The following is an 18524-nucleotide window of genomic DNA, read 5'->3' on the forward strand; positions in this document are numbered from 1 at the left end:
CTAGATTTCATGGTTATGCCAGCCATCACGAGCGTTTTCAACGACGGCATTTTTGCCGAGCAGTTCGAGCGGTACCGCCGCGACCCCTCGAGCGTCGACGAGACGTGGCGCCAGTATTTCCGCATCGCCGAGTCCCTGTTCGGGAGTGCGGCGGCCCCTGCCGCCGGTCAGGCCGCCGGCACCGACGTCTCCCTGCTGGCCAAGGTGGCCGCGGCAGCGTCGCTGCAGCAGGCCATCCGGATGTTCGGGCACTACGCCGTGCAGCTCGATCCGCTCGGCACGCCGCCGGCTGGCGCTGATGAATTGACCCCGGAGTTCCACGGCCTCACGGAAGCCGATCTGGCGCTGATCCCCGGTGCCGCGCTCGGCGACGAGCGCTTCGCCACCGCGAAGGACGTCATCGACCGCAAGCGCGCCGTCTACCAGAACCGGATCGGCTACGAGGTCTGGCACCTCGAAGTCAACGAGGAACGCAACTGGTTCCGTCGCGCCTTCCGCGATGGCATCCTCACGCGTCCGCTCACGGTCGACGAGAAGAAGCAGGTGCTGCGTCGCCTCAATGAAGTCGATGGCCTCGAGCGTTTCCTGGGCCGCGCCTATCAGGGCTACAAGCGCTTTTCCGTCGAAGGCACCGACGCTCTCATTCCCATGCTCGACGCGATGGTCGATGCGCTGGGACGCGAAGGCGCGGATGAGATCGTGATTGGCATGGCGCATCGTGGTCGCCTGAACGTGCTGACCAATGTGATGGGCAAGCCGTTTGAGGCGCTCTTTGCCGAGTTCGAAGGCCATCACGATGCGGTCATCGACAGTGGCACGGGCGACGTGAAGTACCACATGGGATACAACGGCGTGCGCAGCGTGGAAGGCCGCGAGGTCAAGCTGCGCCTGGTGCCGAACCCGTCGCACCTCGAAGTGGTGAATCCGGTTGTGGAAGGCGTGGTGCGTGCACTGCAGCGTGACGCGGCGCATCCCGGTTCGCGCGACGAGCATCGCGTGGTGCCCGTCGCCATTCACGGCGACGCGGCCTTCCCCGGTGAAGGCATCGTGGCCGAGACGCTCAACATCTCGCATCTCAACGCCTATCGCACCGGCGGTACGATTCACATCATCGTGAACAATCAGGTGGGCTTCACCACCGATCCGTCGGACGCGCGCTCCACGTATTACGCCTCGGATCTCGCCAAGGGCTTCGAGATACCGATCTTCCACGTCAATGCCGACGACGCGGAAGCCTGCATTCAGGCCATGCGCCTCGCCTGCGCGTATCGCGCGACCTTCAAAAAGGACGTGCTCATCGACCTCGTGGGGTACCGTCGTCACGGGCACAACGAGGGTGATGAGCCCATGTACACGCAGCCCACGCGCACGGCGGCCATTCGCCAGCACCCCACGGTGCCGCAGGTTTGGGCCAAGCGCATTGTGAGCGAGGGTGTGCTCACCGCAGACGAAGCGGCGGCGGTGGAGAAGGACGTGGCGCAGCGCTACGCGGACATTCACGCGCGCTTCAAGCAGTCGCTGCTCGGCAGCGAGAAGCACGCGCCATGGCCGGCGGAAGGTGCGCAGACACCGCGTGCGGTGACCACGGTGGTGCCGGCCGAGCGTCTGCAGTTCATCAATGAGTCGCTGCTCCAGTGGCCGCAGGATCTCACACCCAACCCGCGTCTCGCCAAGCAGCTCGAGCGTCGCCGCGAGGCCATGGGTGAGCAGGGGGGTATCGAGTGGGGCCACGCCGAGGCGCTGGCGTTTGGCTCGCTGCTGCTTGATGGCATGTCGGTGCGCCTCACCGGCCAGGATGCGGAGCGTGGCACCTTCTCGCACCGTCACTCGGTGCTCAACGACGCGAACACCGGTCGCAAGTACGCGCCGCTGGCCAACCTGCCGGGTGCGCGTGGCAGCTTCGAGGTCTACAACTCGGCGCTCAGCGAAACGGCCATTCTGGCCTTCGAGTACGGCTACAGCGTGGTGGCCACCGACACCCTCACGCTGTGGGAAGCGCAGTTCGGAGATTTCGTGAACGTGGCGCAGCCCATCATCGACCAGTTCATCGTGGCCGACCGCGCCAAGTGGGGGCAGGACAGCGGTCTCGTGATGCTGCTGCCGCACGGTTACGAAGGACAGGGCCCCGAGCACTCGAGCGCGCGTCTCGAGCGTTTCCTGCAGCTCTGTGCCGAAGGCAACATGACGGTGGCCTACTGCAGCACGCCGGCGCAGTACTTCCACCTCCTGCGTCGTCAGGCGCTGCGCAAGGCGCGGCGTCCGCTCATCTGCATGCAGCCCAAGAGTCTCCTGCGTCTGCCGCAGGCCGCGTCGCGGCTCGAAGACCTGGTGCAGGGGGGATTCCAGTCGGTCATCGACGATCCCATTGCCTCGCAGCGCCGCGACGAAGTGCGTCGCATCGTGTTCTGCACGGGCAAGGTGTACTACGATCTCGCGCTCGCGCCGTCGCGCAATCCGGCGGTGGCGCTCGTGCGCGTGGAAGAGTTGTATCCGTGGCCGCACGAGGAGATCCAGCGCATCATGGATCTGTATCCGGCCATCGAGCAGGTGGTGTGGGCGCAGGAAGAGCCCAAGAATCAGGGCGCCTGGACCTATGTGCAGCCGCGCCTGCGCGTCTCGGCCGGTGCTGCGGTGGGCGTGCGCTATGTGGGACGCCCAGAGCGGGCCAGTCCGGCCGAGGGCTTTGCCGATGCGCACCAGACCGAGCAGGCGCGCATCATTGCCACGGTCATGGACACGGGCGAGGTCCCGGCATCCGGTGCCTCGTTGGCGGGGGCGCAGAGCTGATGCGCCCGGGCACGGTTGGCACCACGCGAGACGTGGCGCACCGGAGCCTGCTGCAAGTGGTGAGCGCCGCGGCAGTTGCCGCGGCGCTCGTCGTTTGTGCGCTCCCCGCTCGCATGCAGGCCCAGGTGACGCCGGAGCGCGGCGCGGCTGCGTTGGGGTCTACGCTGGCTGGCATTGGGACCACGGGGCGTGTGCTCACGGTCGCGGCGCATCCCGACGACGAGGACACCCCGGTTATTGCGTGGTTGGCGCGCGGCCGTCACGTGGAGACGGCCTATCTCAGTCTCACGCGTGGCGACGGCGGGCAGAATCTCATCGGCAATGAACTGGGCGAAGCGCTGGGTGCCATTCGCACGCAGGAGTTGCTGTCCGCGCGGCGCATCGATGGTGGACGGCAGTACTTCACGCGTGCCTATGACTTCGGCTTCAGCAAGAACGCCGAAGAAACCTACGAGCATTGGCCCAAGGATTCGATTCTTGGCGATGTGGTGCGTGTGGTGCGCGCGTTCCGCCCGCATGTCATCGTGGCCTTCTTCAGCGGCACGCCGCGCGATGGACACGGACATCATCAGGTGTCGGGGCTGCTGGCGCGCGAAGCCTACGAGCTGGCTGGCGACACGGTTCGGTATCCCGTGCAGGAGTTTGGCTTGCCGTGGACGCCCTCCAAGTTCTACCGCAGCGCGCGTCAGGTGCCGGACAGCGCGACGCTGCGTATCAACACGGGTGAATACGACCCGCTGCTCGGCCGCAGCTACTATGAGGTGTCGGCCGAGAGTCGCTCGCAGCACAAGAGTCAGGGCTTTGGCGTGCTGCAGCGCAAGGGCGTGATGTACGCGTATCTCTCGCGTGAAGCCTCGCGTGTGGGGCCGGACGACGCGCGCAGTGAGCGCTCGCTGTTCGATGGCGTGGACACAACGTGGGCGCCGCTGCGAGGGCAGCTTCCAGCGTCGGCGCAGCCACTGTTGGACTCGGCGCTCGCGGGTACGGCAGCCGTTCGTGCGGCGTATCGTGCGCAGGATCCGTCAACGATAGTGGAGCCCCTGGCCGAGGTGCTGCGTCAGTGGCGCGCGCTGCGCAACGCCAGTGGTCGTGGTGTGCCGCTGCTGATTACGTCGCAGCCTGGTCGCCCGTCACGGCTTGGTCCGCGCAACGCACAAGAGGCCAGGCCCGCGCTCTGGGACGCGCTGTCCGTCACGGTGGAGCGCACCGAGGAAGCGTTGGCGCTTGCGGCAGGTGTGGCGCTGGAGGCCACGGCCACGCAAGCCACGCTGCCGGTGCGAGAGGCCGTGAAGGTGGAGGTCAATGATTCGCTGCCCGTCACCGTGCGACTGTTCAATCGGGGGCGTGTACCGGTGCAGGTGAACTTCACCAGCGTGGTTGGACTGGGTATGCCGTCCGCCTTTGTCCGGAGCGGTGGCGTGCTGGCGCCGGATAGCGCGTTCACCGCTTCCTTGTGGGCGGCGGCGTTTGCCTCCGATTCGCCATGGTGGCGGGCATACGGCCGCAAGGGCATGGACTGGTTCCAGGCACCCTATCGATGCCCGTGATGAAGTGCAGCAGCAGAGTGAGCGGGCCACGCGCGTGCAAGCGTCGTTGCTGATTGCGGGCCAGAATCTGACCATCACCGCGCCGGTGGTGTATCGCTGGGCCGATCCGGTGAAGGGCGATCAGCAGCAGCCGGTGTCGGCCGTGCCGGGCATTACGGTCAATCTGGCCAACTCCATGGAGTACATGCGTGCCGGTGTGCCGGTGGAGCGCATGGTGCCGGTGCGTATCCAGAGCGCGTATCCGCACGAGGCCAAGGTGCTGGTGCGTCTTGAACTGCCTGAGGGGCTCAAGGCCGATTCGGTGGAGCGGGAGCGTGTGCTGCCGGCCAACGGCACGGACATTGTGTGGTTCCGCGTGCGCGGCACCGTGAAGGAAGGGCAGCAGCAGTTGGTGGCCCTCGCCATTCACGACGGCGCCATGAGTACAAACTCGTCGTATCTCATCCAGTACGATCACATCGCGCCCATGCGGCTGTATGGCGGATCGGGCATGTATTTGTCGGCCGTGAACGTGCGGATTCCGGCGCGGGCGCGTGTGGGCTACATCAAGGGCGTGGGTGACACGGGCTACGAGGCGCTGCAGCAGCTCGACATTCCGGTGGAGGTCATCGAGCCGGCGTTGTTGGCGAGCATGAACCTGTCGCGTTTCACGGCCATCGTGGTGGGACCGCGCGCGTACGAAGCCAGCGAGGTGCTGGTGAAGCAGAACCCGCGGCTGCTGGACTTCGCGCGCGCCGGTGGGACGCTGGTGGTGCAGTACGGCGCGCAGAACATGAACGCGTTGCCGGGCATCACGCCGTATCCGCTGCAGTGGGCGCCGCGTGCGGCGCGCGTGACCATGGAACAGGCACCGGTCACGCTGCTGCAGTCCACACATCCGTTGCTGACCACGCCCAACAAGATCGGTCCGGCCGACTGGACTGGTTGGGTGCAGGAGCGGGCCACGTACATGCCGAGTGTGATTGACCGGCGCTATACGCCGCTGCTGCGCATGAACGATCCGGACGAGCCAACCAACGACGGTGGGCTGCTGGTCACGTCACTGGGCAAGGGGCGCTATGTGTACGTGACGCTGGCGCTGTTCCGGCAGTGGGCGGCCGGTGTGCCCGGCGGGGCGCGCATTCTGGCCAATCTCGTGAACAGTACGCCGACGCCGGTGGCGCCCAAGATGTAGTTGGCGTGCTCTACTGATTATCGCGGATTGCACGGACAACAACAGAAACCACAGGATGAACTCATGTTGTTCTCATCCTGTGGTTTCCTTTGTTGTCCCTGTCATCCGTGGTAGTCAGTTGACCGCTTGCGCCGGCGCACGGCCGCTGCTGAGCAGCAGCCCCACAACGAAAACCACTACGGCGCCGATCACGTTGTGCCAGAGGAAGCTGACCTGCGGCGCACCAAACGAGACTGCCGCCACGGCGCTCATCCCGGCCAGGAGGCCCACGAAGGCCCCCAGTGCATTCGCGCGCTTCACCATGGCCAGGAGGAAGACGCCGAGAATGGAGCCGTAGAAGAACGAGCCGAAGCGGTTCACCACTTCAATGAGCGAACCGAGCGTGGCGGCATAGCCGGCCACGACCATCGCAAACACACCCCACAGCGCCGTGGCCACGCGGCCGGCGCGCAGCAGGTGGGCGTCGCTGGCCTCGGGCTTGTACCAGCGCTGATAGAAGTCCACCACGCTGGCCGTGGCCAGCGAATTGAGCTCGGCGGCAATGCTGGACATGGCTGCGGCCAGTACGGCCGCGAGAAACACGCCGGCAAAGCCCAGCGGCAGGTGGTCGAGCACGAGACGCGGAATGATGTAGTTCACGTCGCGCGGATTTTCGCCTGTGGCCGCACCGGCGGCGTCGAGGGCGTCCTTGCGCACCGCGTTCACCTGCTGATCGAGTTCTGCAAAGGTCTTGACCGGCGCGGAGCCACCCACGGTGGACGCGTCCTGCGCAGCCTGCAGACGCCCCGCCGTGGCAGCCGCGAAGCGCGACTCGAGTTCCGCATAGACGGCCGGCTGCTTCTCGCGGAGCGCGGCGTCGTGTCGCGGATTGTACAGCATGGGCCCCGGCGAGAAGGTGTAGAAGAGGAACACCAGCACGCCGATGAGCAGAATGAGTGCCTGCAGCGGGATCTTCCAGTACGCGCTCATGAGCAGCGATTCGCGGGCCTCGTCCACCGAGCGCGCGGCGAGATAGCGCTGCACCTGACTCTGGTCGGTGCCGAAGTACGACAGCATGAGAAACGTGCCGCCCAGAATGCCCGACCAAAATGTGTAGGTCTCGGTGAGCGAGAAGGAGAAGTCGAACACCTTGAGGCGTCCGGTGCTACCGGCCACACGCAGCGCATCATCGAGTGGCACGGGCAGTCGCATGACCAGCACCACAACAATGGCCAACAGGGCGGTCACGATGATGACCATCTGCTTCACGTCGGCCCAGGCCACGGCCTCCACGCCACCAAGCACTGTGTAGAGAATCGTGGGCACGCCGATGAGCACCACACACCAGGTGAGATCCCATCCGAAGATGGCGGACAGCACCACACCCGGCGCGGCAATGATGGTGCCCGCCGACATGCCGCGCGACAGCAGAAACAGCAGACTGGTGAGCGAGCGGGTCTTGGCGTCAAAGCGTCGCTCGAGATACTCGTAGGCGGTGTAGACCTTGGCGCCATGCAGAAACGGCACCAGCGTCACGCCCAGCAGCACCATGGCAATGGGCAGACCGAAGTAGAACTGCACGAAGCGCAGTCCGTCGGTCGCGCCCTGTCCGGTGGTGCCAATGAGGGTGATGGCCGACAGCTGTGTGGCCATGACGCTGAGCCCCACGGCCCACCAGGGCAGGCTGCGTCCGGCCAGGAAGTAGCCTTCGATATTTTTCGTACCGCGGGTGCGGCGCAGGCCGTCGCCGATGACGACCAGCAGGTACACGGCGACGATCAGCCAGTTGATCCAATGCATGCGGTACTCAGCTCGCGTAGCGGGACTGCAGCAGCCACAGCAGCACGAGGGTCACGAGCTGCACGCCGAGCACACGAAGGAGGGTCGTCTGAAAGCGAGACATCGCAATAAGTTACACTGCGTACACGAGGGGCGGGCGAGGCCGCGGTCTCCTGCACGGGGTGAACGTCGCCAATTCGACAGCCGCGTCCCGTTCGGCTAGATTCGCCGCCGGTGCGCTTGCTGCGAGCGTTCGTGCCAGCATGCGTGCCGCTCCGCCCCTCTCTGCAGCCCCATACCGGACTCGATGATCGATCAGCCAGCCGTCTGGCTTGAAGCGCTGCCCATGCCCGCGCTGCTTTGCGGGCGCGATGGCTTTGCGCGTGGCATCAATCGAACGGGGCGCGACGCCTTTGTCTGGGACGCGCGGGCGCCACTGGACCGACAGTCGTGGCGTGTCCTGCTGTTCGGGTTTGGCCAGGCGCTGGTCGAGGCCGTACAGCAGGTCGCGGCGGGCAGTCTGCCGCAGGGTGAGTTGGAGGTCGAGGGGCCGGGCAGCCGGCGCTATCTCTGCCGAGTCGTGCCCGTCGGCGAGGCGGTGCTCGTCTCGGCCAGCGACATCACGGCGGAACAGGCAACCAGAGACGCACTGGAGGCGTTGCGCCGCGAGTACCACACGCTCTGGGCCGTCCAGCCGGCCCGCGTGCTGGTGGCCGATGCGCGTGGGCAAGTGCACAGCGCGCTCGACGACGCGGATCGTTCCGCGAGTCCTGACAACGAAGCGGACACGCTGCGTCGACGCTGGGAGCAGGAGGCTCCGCACGATCCGGTGCATCACCAGCCCATCGAATGGCTGGAAACGCCGGCCATGCGGGCACTGGGTGGCCAGCAGGTGCACGGCCAGCGGCTCGAGGTGCGCCGGCCGGAGGGGCGTCGTGTCGTGGAAGCGCACGCGGCCCCCATGCGCGATGCCGATGGCCGAGTGAGCGGCGTGGTGGTGGTCGAGTGGGACGTCACCGAACTCGCGCGACTCGAGCTGCGCGTGCAGGAGCAGGCGCGCGAGGCAGCCGCCTTGCAGGCACGGGCCGCGTCCACCAGCGATTCCATTGAGCGCCTCGTTGAGGAGCGCTCGCAGGCCCTGCTGGCCTCACAGGAAGAACAGGTGCGCGAGCGCCGCCTGGCGGCAGTTGGTCAGTTGGCCGCGGGTGTCATGCACGATGTCAACAACGCGCTCAATCCCATCATGGCAGCGGCCTATCTGCTGCGCCATCACGCGGAGTCGCCCGAGGCGGTGCGCGACTACGCCGATCGCATTCGCAAGGCGGCCGAAATCGGGGCGGCGACGGCGTCACGTGTAGGGCGCTTCATACGGCAGGAGCCGGTGCACGCCGGTGGCGACGAGGTCATCGACCTGTCGGCGCTGGCCGACGAGGTGGTGGATCTCACGGAACCCATGCGTCTGCGCCGAACAAGCGAGGCCGACGAGGTTCGGGTCGAGCGTCAGCTCGGCGCCGATGTCCAGACGCGTGGTCTGCCCGGTGAGATTCGCGAGGCGCTGCTGAATCTCGTGCAGAATGCCATCGATGCCATGCCGAATGGCGGAACGCTCACCCTGCGTACCGCGATCGACGGTAACGAGGTCTGCATTGCCGTCCGCGATACCGGTGTCGGCATGACCGAGGAGGTCCGTGAGCGGGCCTTCGACCCGTTCTTCAGCACCAAGGGCGCCGGCGGTACCGGGCTCGGCCTTGCCGAGGTGTATGGCATTGCGCGCCGGCATCGCGGGTCGGCGGCCATTACCTCAGTGCCGGGCCGCGGCACCGAAGTGCTGCTGCGATTCCCTCGTTGGCGGGAGCGCAGCGGGACTCCCACGCCAAGCCAGCCGCTGGAGCCGGCCTTGCCTCAGCGCATTCTGGTGGTGGAAGACCATGACGATGGACGGGACTTCCTGCGCCGCATTCTCGAGGCCGATGGCCATGCGGTGACCGTGGCGGCCAGTGTCCGCGAGGGTGAAGCCGCGCTCGAGGCCGCCGGCCCGCCCTTCGACCTGCTGCTTACCGACGTCGGTTTGCCGGATGGCAGCGGCTGGTCGCTGGTAAAGACGGCGCGGGCCCGATTCCCGGACCTGCGGGTGGGCGTGATCACCGGCTGGGAGCCCCAGGTTGGCACGTCGGAAGCCCAGGCGGTGGAATTCGTTTTGCGCAAACCGTTGCGAGCGGCCGAACTCAAGTCGCACATTGCTGCACCCCTCCGTCGCGATACAACCTCCGAGACGTAACCCATGTCCGAATTGCCCACGACCATCCGCGTGCTGGTTGCCGAAGACAACGCGCTCGAGCGCTCCACCCTGGTGGACCTGCTGGGGGCGCTGGGGCACATGGTGGTGGCCGAGGTCGAGAGCGGCACGGCGGCCATCGAAAAGGCGCAGCAGTTCACGCCCGACGCGGTGCTGCTGGACATGCACATGCCGGGAGCCAGCGGCGTGCAGGCGGCGGAGGAAATCGCCAACGCGCTGCCGGGAACGGCGGTGGTGCTCATCACCGGCGACTTGTCGTTGACACTGTCCACGGCCGACGTGCTGCGCAGCACGGCCGTGGCCCTCCTGCCCAAGCCCACACCGCCCACCACGCTCGACGCCACGCTGCGCATGGCCGTGACCCGCGCGCGGGAGCTCATCGAGGCCAAGCGTGAAGCGGCCGAAGCCAAACAGCAGCTCGAGGCACGCAAGCTCATCGAGCGCGCCAAGGGCATTCTCATGCGCCGCACGGGCAGCAGCGAGCAGGAGGCCTATCGCATCATGCAGCGCAGCAGCCAGGATCGCAGTGTGCGCATGGTCGACATCGCCCGCGCCGTGATCGACAGTGAGCCCGGGATGAAGGTGTGAGGCTGGGCTCCGGTCAGCTGACCGGAGTGCCGGGCCCGGCCACCCGCTTGACCAGTTCGTAGAGGAACGCGAGGCCATCGTAGTAGCTCTTGACCCGCAGCTTTTCGTTGCGGCCGTGGGCGTTGGTCTCGCCGGGCGCCGAGAAGATGCCGCTCACCCCGAAGGTCGGAATGCCGGCGTTGCGCAGGCGATAGCCGTCCGTGGCGCCGGTGCTCATGGTGGGAATCACCGGAATGTCGCCGAACATCTGCGTGGTCAGCTGCTCGGTGATCCTGAGCAGCGTGGCGTTCACCGGCACCGGCGCGCCGTCGCTGCGATCGGCGCGCGACCCCGAAATGGAGACGCTGGTGTCGTTCACGACCCGCTCGAGCGTGGCACGGACCTGCGAGGCCTTGCTGGTCGGCGCGATGCGGCAGTTCACGTTGGCCGTCACCGTTTGTGGCAGGGCATTGGGCGCATGTCCGCCGTGCAGCATGGTTGCCACACAGGTGGTGCGCAGCATGCTCGCGTACCGCGGATCGGTGGAGATGATGCGCGCGGCCGCCGTGTCCCCGGGGTTGGCCACGATGGCCCGCATGGCCGCCGCCAGGGACGGCATTTCCACCTTGGCGGTCTGTTCGAAGAATGGGCGCGTGATGTCGTTGAGTTCGACGGGGAAGGTGTGTTGCTGCACGCGCAACAGGGCCTGCGCCAGCGAATAGATGGCATTGTCGCGGCGCGGCACGCTGGAGTGCCCGCCGGTGTTGTGCACCGTGAAGGTGAAGTCTTCATACACCTTCTCGGCGGCCTGAATGGAATGGAACTGCGGCTTGTCGTCCTTGAGCGTGCCGCCGCCGCCTTCATTGATGGCATATTCGGCGTCGATCAGCGCCCGGTGATTGGCGATGAGCCAGCTCACGCCATTTTGACTGCCGCCCTCTTCATCGGCCGTGAGCGCGAGAATGAGATCGCGCTCCGGCACCCAGCCCTCGCGCTTGTATCGCAGCAGATTGGCCACGAACATCGAGGCCATGGATTTGTCGTCCGAGACCCCGCGTCCGAAAAACCACCCGTCTTCTTCGATCAGCGTGAACGGATCGCGCGGCCAGTCGCTGCGGAGGGCCTGCACCACGTCCAGATGGGCGAGCAGCAGAATGGGCTTGCCACGTCCCTTGCCGCGGTAGCGCACGACGAGATTCTGCTTCGTTGGTGCGGCGGCTGGCCCCACCAGATGCATATCGGCGTCGGGAAACCCTGCTGCACGGAAGTGTGCCGCCATGGCCTGCGCCGCCTTCGTGACCGATCCGACGGAATCGTCGACGGTGTTGATCTCCACCATCTCCTTGTAGATCGCGCGCGCGGCGGCCTGATCCGGCGTCAGCGAGGTCGGCGCGCCGGGAGCCCTGGCGCCCGGCAGTTGCGCGGCGCCGGTGTGAAACGGTGCGCTGAGCAGCGTCCCGGCAACGGCGGCCAGGGCCAGGGTCCGGCGGGAAGCGTGGAGGCGCGACGGTGGGCAGAGCATGGCGGTGACGGGCGGCAGGAAATGAGGGTCGACCTGGCCGAATATCGTACCTCCGTCGTCGTCACGCGAGCGGGCGGGATGGTGAACCGCTCACTCCGGTGTGCTCATGCCCCGCCAATTGCCAAGGCTGACCCCGACCCGCACCTGGCGCGGCTCCACCGGATGGAAGTGCACATCGTCGAGACCCCCTGCGGGTTCGCCGCGGAGACGGGACGCATAGAAATACTGCACATCGCGGCCGCGGCTGCCGAGCAGGTTGAGTACGCTGGCGGTGAGCCGTACGGAGCGCAGCGGAACGCCGATGCTGGCATTGAGCAGTGTGGTGGACCGCCCGCGTACCGTATTGTCTTCGATGAGGGGGTGCGCGCCGAAATGCCGCACCCGTACTACGGCCGCAGGCCCGTTGGGCATGGGGCTCCACTGCACGCCGGCGGCGATGACCGCTTCGAGAGCGCCGGGCACGGACTGCTCACCCGCCGGCTCGTCGACGTAGCGGGCACGCGTAAACGACACATCGCCGTCCACGGCCAATGTGCGGAGCGGACGCCAGAAATTGGCGATCGTAATGCCGGTGCGTGCGCTGCGCCCCTGGGGCTCCGTGGTGCCGGCATCACCCACGAACAGCAATTCACTGTCGAGCCGCAGGGTCCACAGTGAGATGGTCGTACGCAGATCGCGGGCGCCGGACATCCGCATGCCCAACTCGCCTCCACGGGAACGCACCAGCGGGTCCACGGCATCGACCGAATCACCACTGGCCGGATCGATACGGATGGTGGTGCCACGGGCGTCGTTGCTGTGAAAGCCCAGGCCCCCACCCAGGTACAGTTCAACTCGCGAAGACGGCGCATAGGCCAGCGAGGCTTTGGGGCTGGCCAGCATTGCCGTGCGGCTACCTGAGTTCACGGGCAGGTCGCTGTTCACGTCGAAGCGATAGCCGTCGAGGCGCGCGCCGAGCGTGCTGCGCCACTGCGGAAGCCATCGAGTCACGATGGCGCTCCAGGCACCTATGCTGCCCTGCTTCACGACATCGGCGCGCACCATGTCGTGAAACGCACGCGAGGTGGTACGCGCCAGCGACACGTCGGCGTTGTCCCAGCGGCTCTGCACGCCATATCGCCACTGGTGTGCCATGCGGCCCGGAGTGAATACCCGTTGCTGTTCGACGTTGAATCCAAAAATGGTCCGACCGTCACGCTGACGGATCTGATCCCCGTTGGCTTCGTCGTCCAGGAAGTAGGTGAAGTTGGAGAACAATTCGAAGTCGTACCGGACGGCATAGGCTTCAAACTGCGAACGCGTGCGGCCGCGCAGGCGTGTGGCATCGAGTGAAAGACTGTAGCGCGATGTGGAGCCGCCCAGCGAAGGATCGACCTGGCCAAATCGCGGCAGTTGGCCACTGTCGACCAGGCGTTCGGGAATCTGATCGGAGGCGTTCCAGCGGTTGTGGTAGCCGAGCCCGAGTAGCGAAACGGATTGATCGGCGCCCTGCCAGGTGTAGCGGGCGACTCCGCTGCGCTTGCTGAGCCCTTGCGCGACATCCCACGGACCGTCGTAGCCTTTGGCTTCTCCACCCAGCAACATCGTGTGCGCGCCCGCCGTGCGGCTGCCAGCCGCCACGGCGCGTCGGAAGCCCCACGCGCCACCTTCGACCTGCGCAATGGACTGCGGCAGCGCACGTACCAGGTTGAGCGTGGCACCTCCGGCACTGCCAAAGTCTCCCAGCTCGGCGTAGTACGGTCCGAGGGAATAGGTCACATGATCCACCAGCTCGGGAATGAGCAGGTTGAGATCGGTGTAGCCCTGCCCGTGCGCGTGCGTGGGCAGATTGAGCGGCATGGACTCGATGCGCGTCTGAAAGTCCGTGCCATGATCGAGATTGAAGCCACGCACGAACATCTGATTGGCTTTGCCGTCGCCGCTGTGCTGTGTGAGAATCATGCCCGGCACAACCTCGAGCAGTTCGCCTTCGCGCAGCAGCGGGCGCTGGCGCAGATCGGCACGTCCTACACGCCCCTGAGCGGCACTCGATGCCACGCCGATCAGATCATCGAGGCGACCAGTCACGCGCATCGGACGCAGAGTGGTGAGACTGTCGCGCATGCGATCTCGTGTGGTGTCCTGCAGCGCACGAGCTGAGTCAGGCAGGAGGGCGCTGCAGAGGGCGGTGCTGCAAAGCAGCACGCGCAACGCGCGCGGTTGCACGCGTGGAGTCGGGCGGGTCATGACGGTGGTGGGCGAGACGGAAAGGGGGCCGTTCCGGGACCGGCAGGCTGGCTGGCAGGCGGTCAGCAGATGCGGGGCAACTGTTCGCCTATGGGCATGGTGATGACACGCCGTGCGCCGAGGCCGGTGCGCGCGACGAGCATGCCCGGGTGGTCGGCAGCCACATGGCCGATGATGGCCGCCTGCGTGCCCAACGCGTGGGCGCGCATGGCCTCGAGTGCCCGCTCGGCGCATTCGGGCGGCACGATGGCCAGCAGCTTGCCCTCGTTGGCCACGAACAGGGGATCGAGACCCAGGACTTCACAGGCGGCGCGCACCGTAGCGCGTACCGGGACCGCCTGTTCGTCGATGGCAATGCCCACGCCGGCATCACCGGCAATTTCGTTGAGCGAGGCCGCCACACCGCCACGCGTCGGATCTCGCAGCACATGAACGTCGGGGACCGCAGCGAGCAGGTCCGCCACCAGCGTGTGCAGGGCCGCCGAATCGCTGGCAATGGGGGAGCCGAATTCGAGGCCTTCGCGGCGGCTCATGATGGCCATGCCGTGATCGCCGATGTGTCCGCTGAGCAGGACCACATCGCCCGGCCGCGCACGCTCCGGGCCAATGTGCAGGTTCTCGGCCAGCGCGCCGATACCGGTGGTGTTGATGTACACGCCGTCACCGTGACCGCGCTCGACCACCTTGGTATCACCACACACGATGCGCACGCCGGCGTCGTGTGCGGCGCGGGCCATGTCGCGCACAATACGCGCCAGTTGCGCCATGGGCAGCCCCTCTTCGAGCACGAACCCGGCGGTGATGGCGATGGGGCGGGCGCCCACCATGGCGAGATCATTGACCGTACCATGCACGGCCAGCGACCCGATGGTGCCGCCGGGGAACTCGAGAGGCTGCACCACGAAGGTGTCCGTGGTGCAGGCGATGCGCGTGCCGGGCAGCGACAGAACCGCGGCGTCCCCCAGTGCGTCCGTGGCATTGGGCGCAAAGGCCGGTCGGAACAGGTGCTGCACCAACTCGGCCGACAGTTGCCCGCCGCCGCCATGCCCCATCACGATGGCCGGATAGTCACGCAGCGGCAGCGGACACACCCACGTGTCCATGGTGATATGGCCGGTCTCGGGGTGGGCTCCCGCGGCTGGTGTGGTCGCGACGCTCATGAGGCTGTCACCGGGTGATCGTGAGGCGCTCGAGCTGCACCGTGCGGCCATAGTTGAAATACGCGGCACAGGCGCCTTCGGTGGACACCATGGTGGCACCGAGCGGGGTGCGCGGTGTGCACTGTGCCCCGAACGCCGAGCAGGCGGTGGGTTTGATGGTGCCCTGGAGGACGTCACCGCTGCGGCACAGGGGGGATTCCTGCGTGCGGATGCCGGTCACGGAGAAGCGGTGCGCGGCATCATAGTCGCGATACGCGGCGCTCAGATGCCAGCCGCTCTGCGGGATCAGCCCGATGCCGCGCCATGCACGGTCACCGACGGCAAACACGTCTTCGAGCAACGCCTGCGCGGTGCGATTGCCATCGAAGGTGACCACGCGTGCGTATGCATTCTCCACCGCCGCCTCACCACGCTCGAGTTGACGCACTGTACGCAGAATGCCGTCCAGCACATCGAGCGGTTCAAACCCGGTGATGACGATGGGCACCTGATGCTGTTTCACCAGGGGGGGGTACTGCCAGAAGCCCATTACGCTGCACACGTGGCCCGCTGCGAGAAACGCCTGCACCCGATTGGCGGGCGAGCGCATGATGGCGTCGATGGCCGGCGGGACCAGCACGTGCGAGACCAGCATGGAGAAGTTGCGCAGCCCTTCGCGCCTGGCCACATGCACGGCCATGGCGTTGGCCGGTGCCGTGGTCTCAAAGCCGATACCGAAGAACACCACCTCTCGATCGGGATGCTGTCGGGCAAGGGCCACGGCGTCGAGCGGGGAGTACACCACCCGCACATCCCCGCCTTCGCTCTTCACCCGGAAAAGGTCCTTCTCGGAGCCCGGCACCCGCAACATGTCACCGAAAGAACAGAAGATCACGCCGGCCTGGGCCGCAATGGCCAGCGCCTGGTCAATGACCTCCAACGGCGTGACACACACGGGACATCCAGGACCGTGAATGAGCTCGATTTCCGACGGCAACAACTGATCGATGCCGTTGCGGAGGATGCTGTGGGTCTGACCGCCGCACACCTCCATGATGGCCCATGGACGAGTGGTGAGCTGGCGGATCTCGGCCGCCATGCGCTGCGCGACCTCCCCATCGCGAAATTCCGTGAGATACTTCATTGTGGCACCGCAGCCGGCAGCGGGCACGGTGGTGGTGGCGCGTACGCTTCGTCCGCCGCTTCGCCCAGCTCTTCCTCGAGAATGCCGAGCGAGCGGAAGTGGCGCAGCGTTTCCTGCGCCGACGCTTCGTCGATCAGACTGATGGCAAAGCCGACATGCACGATGGCGTACTGCCCGACGACCGCGTCGGGCAGATAGGCGAGGCACACGGCCTTGGTGATACCGTCGAAATCGAGTGTGGCCATGCGCATGGGACCGTCCTGATAGATGGCGGCAATGCGGCCGGGTACGGCGAGGCACATCGTCAGATCTCCCGGGAAAGAGCGGGTGCAACAGTTGGACCGGCCCAGAGCATGACGCGGTTGTTTCCGCTGTCGGCGATCGCCAGGCGATCGCCGTGGCTCCAGAGTCCATAGGGCCAGCAGAGTGAATCATCGACGACGGCCTTCCAGCGGTTCTCGCCGGCGGCATTGAAGTCGAGTTGGCCCAACACGGCCTGGGCTTCGTGCCGGGTGCCGTGTCGTGGCGGCTGATGCCAGTGCAGCACGCGGTTGTTGGCGGTGTCGGCCACTGTCAGTCCGTGATCACTCATGGCCGCGGCATACGGGAAGCGCAGTCGATGTGGCCCCTGCGGACGATGCGGCAGCTCCTCGGCGTGCGCATGGTCGCGTTGACCGATCACCACCTCTGCCGGTCTGTCGCGGGTTGGCAACGTCGACCAGCCGAGGATACGGTGATTGCCGGCGTCGGCGACGTACAGCGTGTGCGCGTCTCCGGTAATGGCGTGGGGCCAGCGAAAGGACGACGCGGACACGGCGCCGCCGCGATTCTCGAGCGCCGTCTGCGCGTCGTCCTGCCCGAGCACCACATGGGCGGCCTCCCCGGGCTGGGGCACGTGGGGCCAGCCCAGTACACGACGGTTGCCGGTATCGGCAATCCAGAACCATCCGCCCACCATGCCGAGTCCGTAGGGCCAGTAGAGGGTGTTGCCCTGTACCGTGCCGCCGGCATTGGGGTGTGCGTCGGCGAGCACCGGTTGACCGATGGCGTACGAGGGCGGGGTGTCACTGGCCGTCGGCAGCGTGTTCCACACCAGCACGCGATGGTGCCAGGCGTCGGCTACGAAGAGACGACCGTCATGCACCAGTACCCCGGTGGGCAGGTGCAATCCGTTCTCGCATCCGCGCCCGCCGGCCGCCGGCCCCTCACTGGTGAAGTCCGGCTGGCCGAGCACGACATCGGCGTCGGCGCCGTCCGTCTCCGGCCAGCGATGCCAGATGAGCACCCGGTGATTGCCGGAGTCGGCCACCACCACGCACTGGTCATCGAACCATACGCCGCGTGGCGCATAGAGCTGACCGGCCGTAGGCTGCGCCGACGGCAACGCCAGGCCAAAGGGCGACGCGGCGCCCAGTCGCCGCAGCGGACGGGCGCCGCAGGCGACATCCTTCGCTGCAGGCGATGGCGGGGGTGAGAGCCCAACCGTCATTGCGCGGGACGCAGTTGAATGCGGCCATTGGTCACGCGGGCCGGAACACCTTCGAGCTGTGCCTGGGGGGCCGTCAGACACTCGCCCGAGGCACAATCATAGCGGAAGCCATGCCAGGGGCAGGTGATGGTCCGTGCCTCGACGTCCACCATGCCGCCGTCGATGGGAAGCCCCATGTGTGCGCAGGCATTCCACCAGGCGCTGATGCTGTCGCCGAACCGCAGGATGACGATGCTGCGGCCATCGCTCACTTCGAAGCGGAACGGCCTGGCGTCCTGTACGTCGTCCAGAGCGGGGCCGTCCACCCAGCCATCGCCGCGCGGGGCACGCGAGAGTGAGACGAGGGCCGGCGTGCTGTCCGGTTCGTTCGGCACCACTTCGATGCGCGTGATCTCGGGCACCTGCTCCTTGAGCGCTTCCTCGATCCCGTTGCGCAGCGTGACCGACGACATGCTGCAGCCGTTGCAGGCACCGGCGAGCCGCACGTACACCGTATCGGCAGTGACGTCCACCAGCGTCACGTCGCCCCCGTGCGACTGTGTATACGGGCGCAGGTTCTCCACCACCCGGGCCACGCGAGTGCGGACATCGGCCTTCACGATACCGTGCAGGGCCAGCAGCGCGTACACACCCGGATCGTCGACGAGTGCGAACAGCAGCTCCTTGCCGTGCGGATCCTGCTTGAGCGTGCGCACGATGGTGGAGAGCCCGGCCTTGTGAAACGCCTCCAGCGCATCCTTGAGTGCCAGCGCCCGTGTGCGCTGATCGATGGGCATGCCGCGCACGTCGTCGAGTGTGCGCTGCACATTGGCGGCCAGTGTCTCGAGCGATGGCGACGCGGCGGTGTCGGAAACGGGGGCGGTGGCAGTCATACG

13 protein-coding genes are annotated in these 18524 nt (G+C 66.6%); 5 read left to right on the forward strand and 8 right to left on the reverse strand.

The window, feature by feature from the left end; genetic code table 11:
- Positions 1 to 15 precede the first annotated feature (15 nt).
- Genes B2747_RS15045 through B2747_RS15055 form a run of 3 tightly spaced genes read left to right on the forward strand, consistent with a single transcriptional unit; the run spans position 16 to position 5508 of the window.
- Entirely contained in the window at positions 16 to 2787 is a 2772-nt protein-coding gene (locus tag B2747_RS15045) for a 2-oxoglutarate dehydrogenase E1 component (RefSeq protein ID WP_291162683.1), read from the forward strand.
- Entirely contained in the window at positions 2787 to 4334 is a 1548-nt protein-coding gene (locus tag B2747_RS15050; RefSeq protein WP_291162685.1) for a PIG-L family deacetylase, read from the forward strand. The genes B2747_RS15045 and B2747_RS15050 overlap by 1 nt, the downstream gene beginning before the upstream one ends.
- A gap of 4 nt (positions 4335 to 4338) precedes the next feature.
- On the forward strand, positions 4339 to 5508 hold the full coding sequence (locus tag B2747_RS15055; protein ID WP_291162688.1) for a hypothetical protein: 1170 nt from the start codon (positions 4339 to 4341) through the stop codon (positions 5506 to 5508).
- A 114-nt stretch (positions 5509 to 5622) separates the two neighbouring features.
- Here B2747_RS15055 and B2747_RS15060 read toward each other — a convergent pair whose 3' ends face one another.
- Positions 5623 to 7287, reverse strand: a complete 1665-nt coding sequence (locus tag B2747_RS15060) for a sodium:solute symporter (RefSeq protein ID WP_291162690.1) — start codon at positions 7285 to 7287, stop codon at positions 5623 to 5625.
- A gap of 286 nt (positions 7288 to 7573) precedes the next feature.
- On the opposite strand from B2747_RS15060, the gene B2747_RS15065 reads away from it, so the two are divergent.
- Entirely contained in the window at positions 7574 to 9544 is a 1971-nt protein-coding gene (locus B2747_RS15065) for an ATP-binding protein (protein ID WP_291162693.1), read from the forward strand.
- A gap of 3 nt (positions 9545 to 9547) precedes the next feature.
- A complete protein-coding gene (locus B2747_RS15070) occupies positions 9548 to 10150 on the forward strand; it encodes an ANTAR domain-containing response regulator (RefSeq protein ID WP_291162695.1) in 603 nt (200 codons plus the stop codon).
- A gap of 13 nt (positions 10151 to 10163) precedes the next feature.
- Here B2747_RS15070 and B2747_RS15075 read toward each other — a convergent pair whose 3' ends face one another.
- The 7 genes from B2747_RS15075 to B2747_RS15105 form a co-directional block, all read right to left on the reverse strand.
- Positions 10164 to 11651, reverse strand: a complete 1488-nt coding sequence (locus B2747_RS15075; protein ID WP_291162698.1) for a M20/M25/M40 family metallo-hydrolase — start codon at positions 11649 to 11651, stop codon at positions 10164 to 10166.
- Positions 11652 to 11741: 90 nt separating this feature from the next.
- The gene (locus tag B2747_RS15080; RefSeq protein ID WP_291162701.1) at positions 11742 to 13877 is read right to left on the reverse strand and encodes a TonB-dependent receptor; all 2136 of its coding nucleotides are present in this window, start codon (positions 13875 to 13877) and stop codon (positions 11742 to 11744) included.
- 62 nt (positions 13878 to 13939) lie between these two features.
- On the reverse strand, positions 13940 to 15037 hold the full coding sequence (gene hypE, locus B2747_RS15085) for a hydrogenase expression/formation protein HypE (RefSeq protein WP_291162704.1): 1098 nt from the start codon (positions 15035 to 15037) through the stop codon (positions 13940 to 13942).
- A 7-nt stretch (positions 15038 to 15044) separates the two neighbouring features.
- Entirely contained in the window at positions 15045 to 16160 is a 1116-nt protein-coding gene (hypD, locus tag B2747_RS15090) for a hydrogenase formation protein HypD (RefSeq protein WP_291162707.1), read from the reverse strand.
- On the reverse strand, positions 16157 to 16462 hold the full coding sequence (locus B2747_RS15095) for a HypC/HybG/HupF family hydrogenase formation chaperone (RefSeq protein ID WP_291162710.1): 306 nt from the start codon (positions 16460 to 16462) through the stop codon (positions 16157 to 16159). Before B2747_RS15095 ends, hypD begins: the two co-directional genes overlap by 4 nt.
- Before the next feature lie 2 nt (positions 16463 to 16464).
- Complete coding sequence (locus B2747_RS15100) at positions 16465 to 17649, reverse strand: NHL repeat-containing protein (RefSeq protein WP_291162713.1); 1185 nt, start codon at positions 17647 to 17649, stop codon at positions 16465 to 16467.
- Positions 17646 to 18521 carry a NifU family protein gene (locus B2747_RS15105; RefSeq protein ID WP_291162715.1) on the reverse strand — a complete coding sequence of 292 codons (876 nt, stop codon included), beginning with the start codon at positions 18519 to 18521 and terminating at the stop codon, positions 17646 to 17648. The genes B2747_RS15100 and B2747_RS15105 overlap by 4 nt, the downstream gene beginning before the upstream one ends.
- Positions 18522 to 18524: the final 3 nt, after the last annotated feature.

Source organism: Gemmatimonas sp. UBA7669 (genome assembly GCF_002483225.1).
Taxonomy (GTDB): domain Bacteria; phylum Gemmatimonadota; class Gemmatimonadetes; order Gemmatimonadales; family Gemmatimonadaceae; genus Gemmatimonas.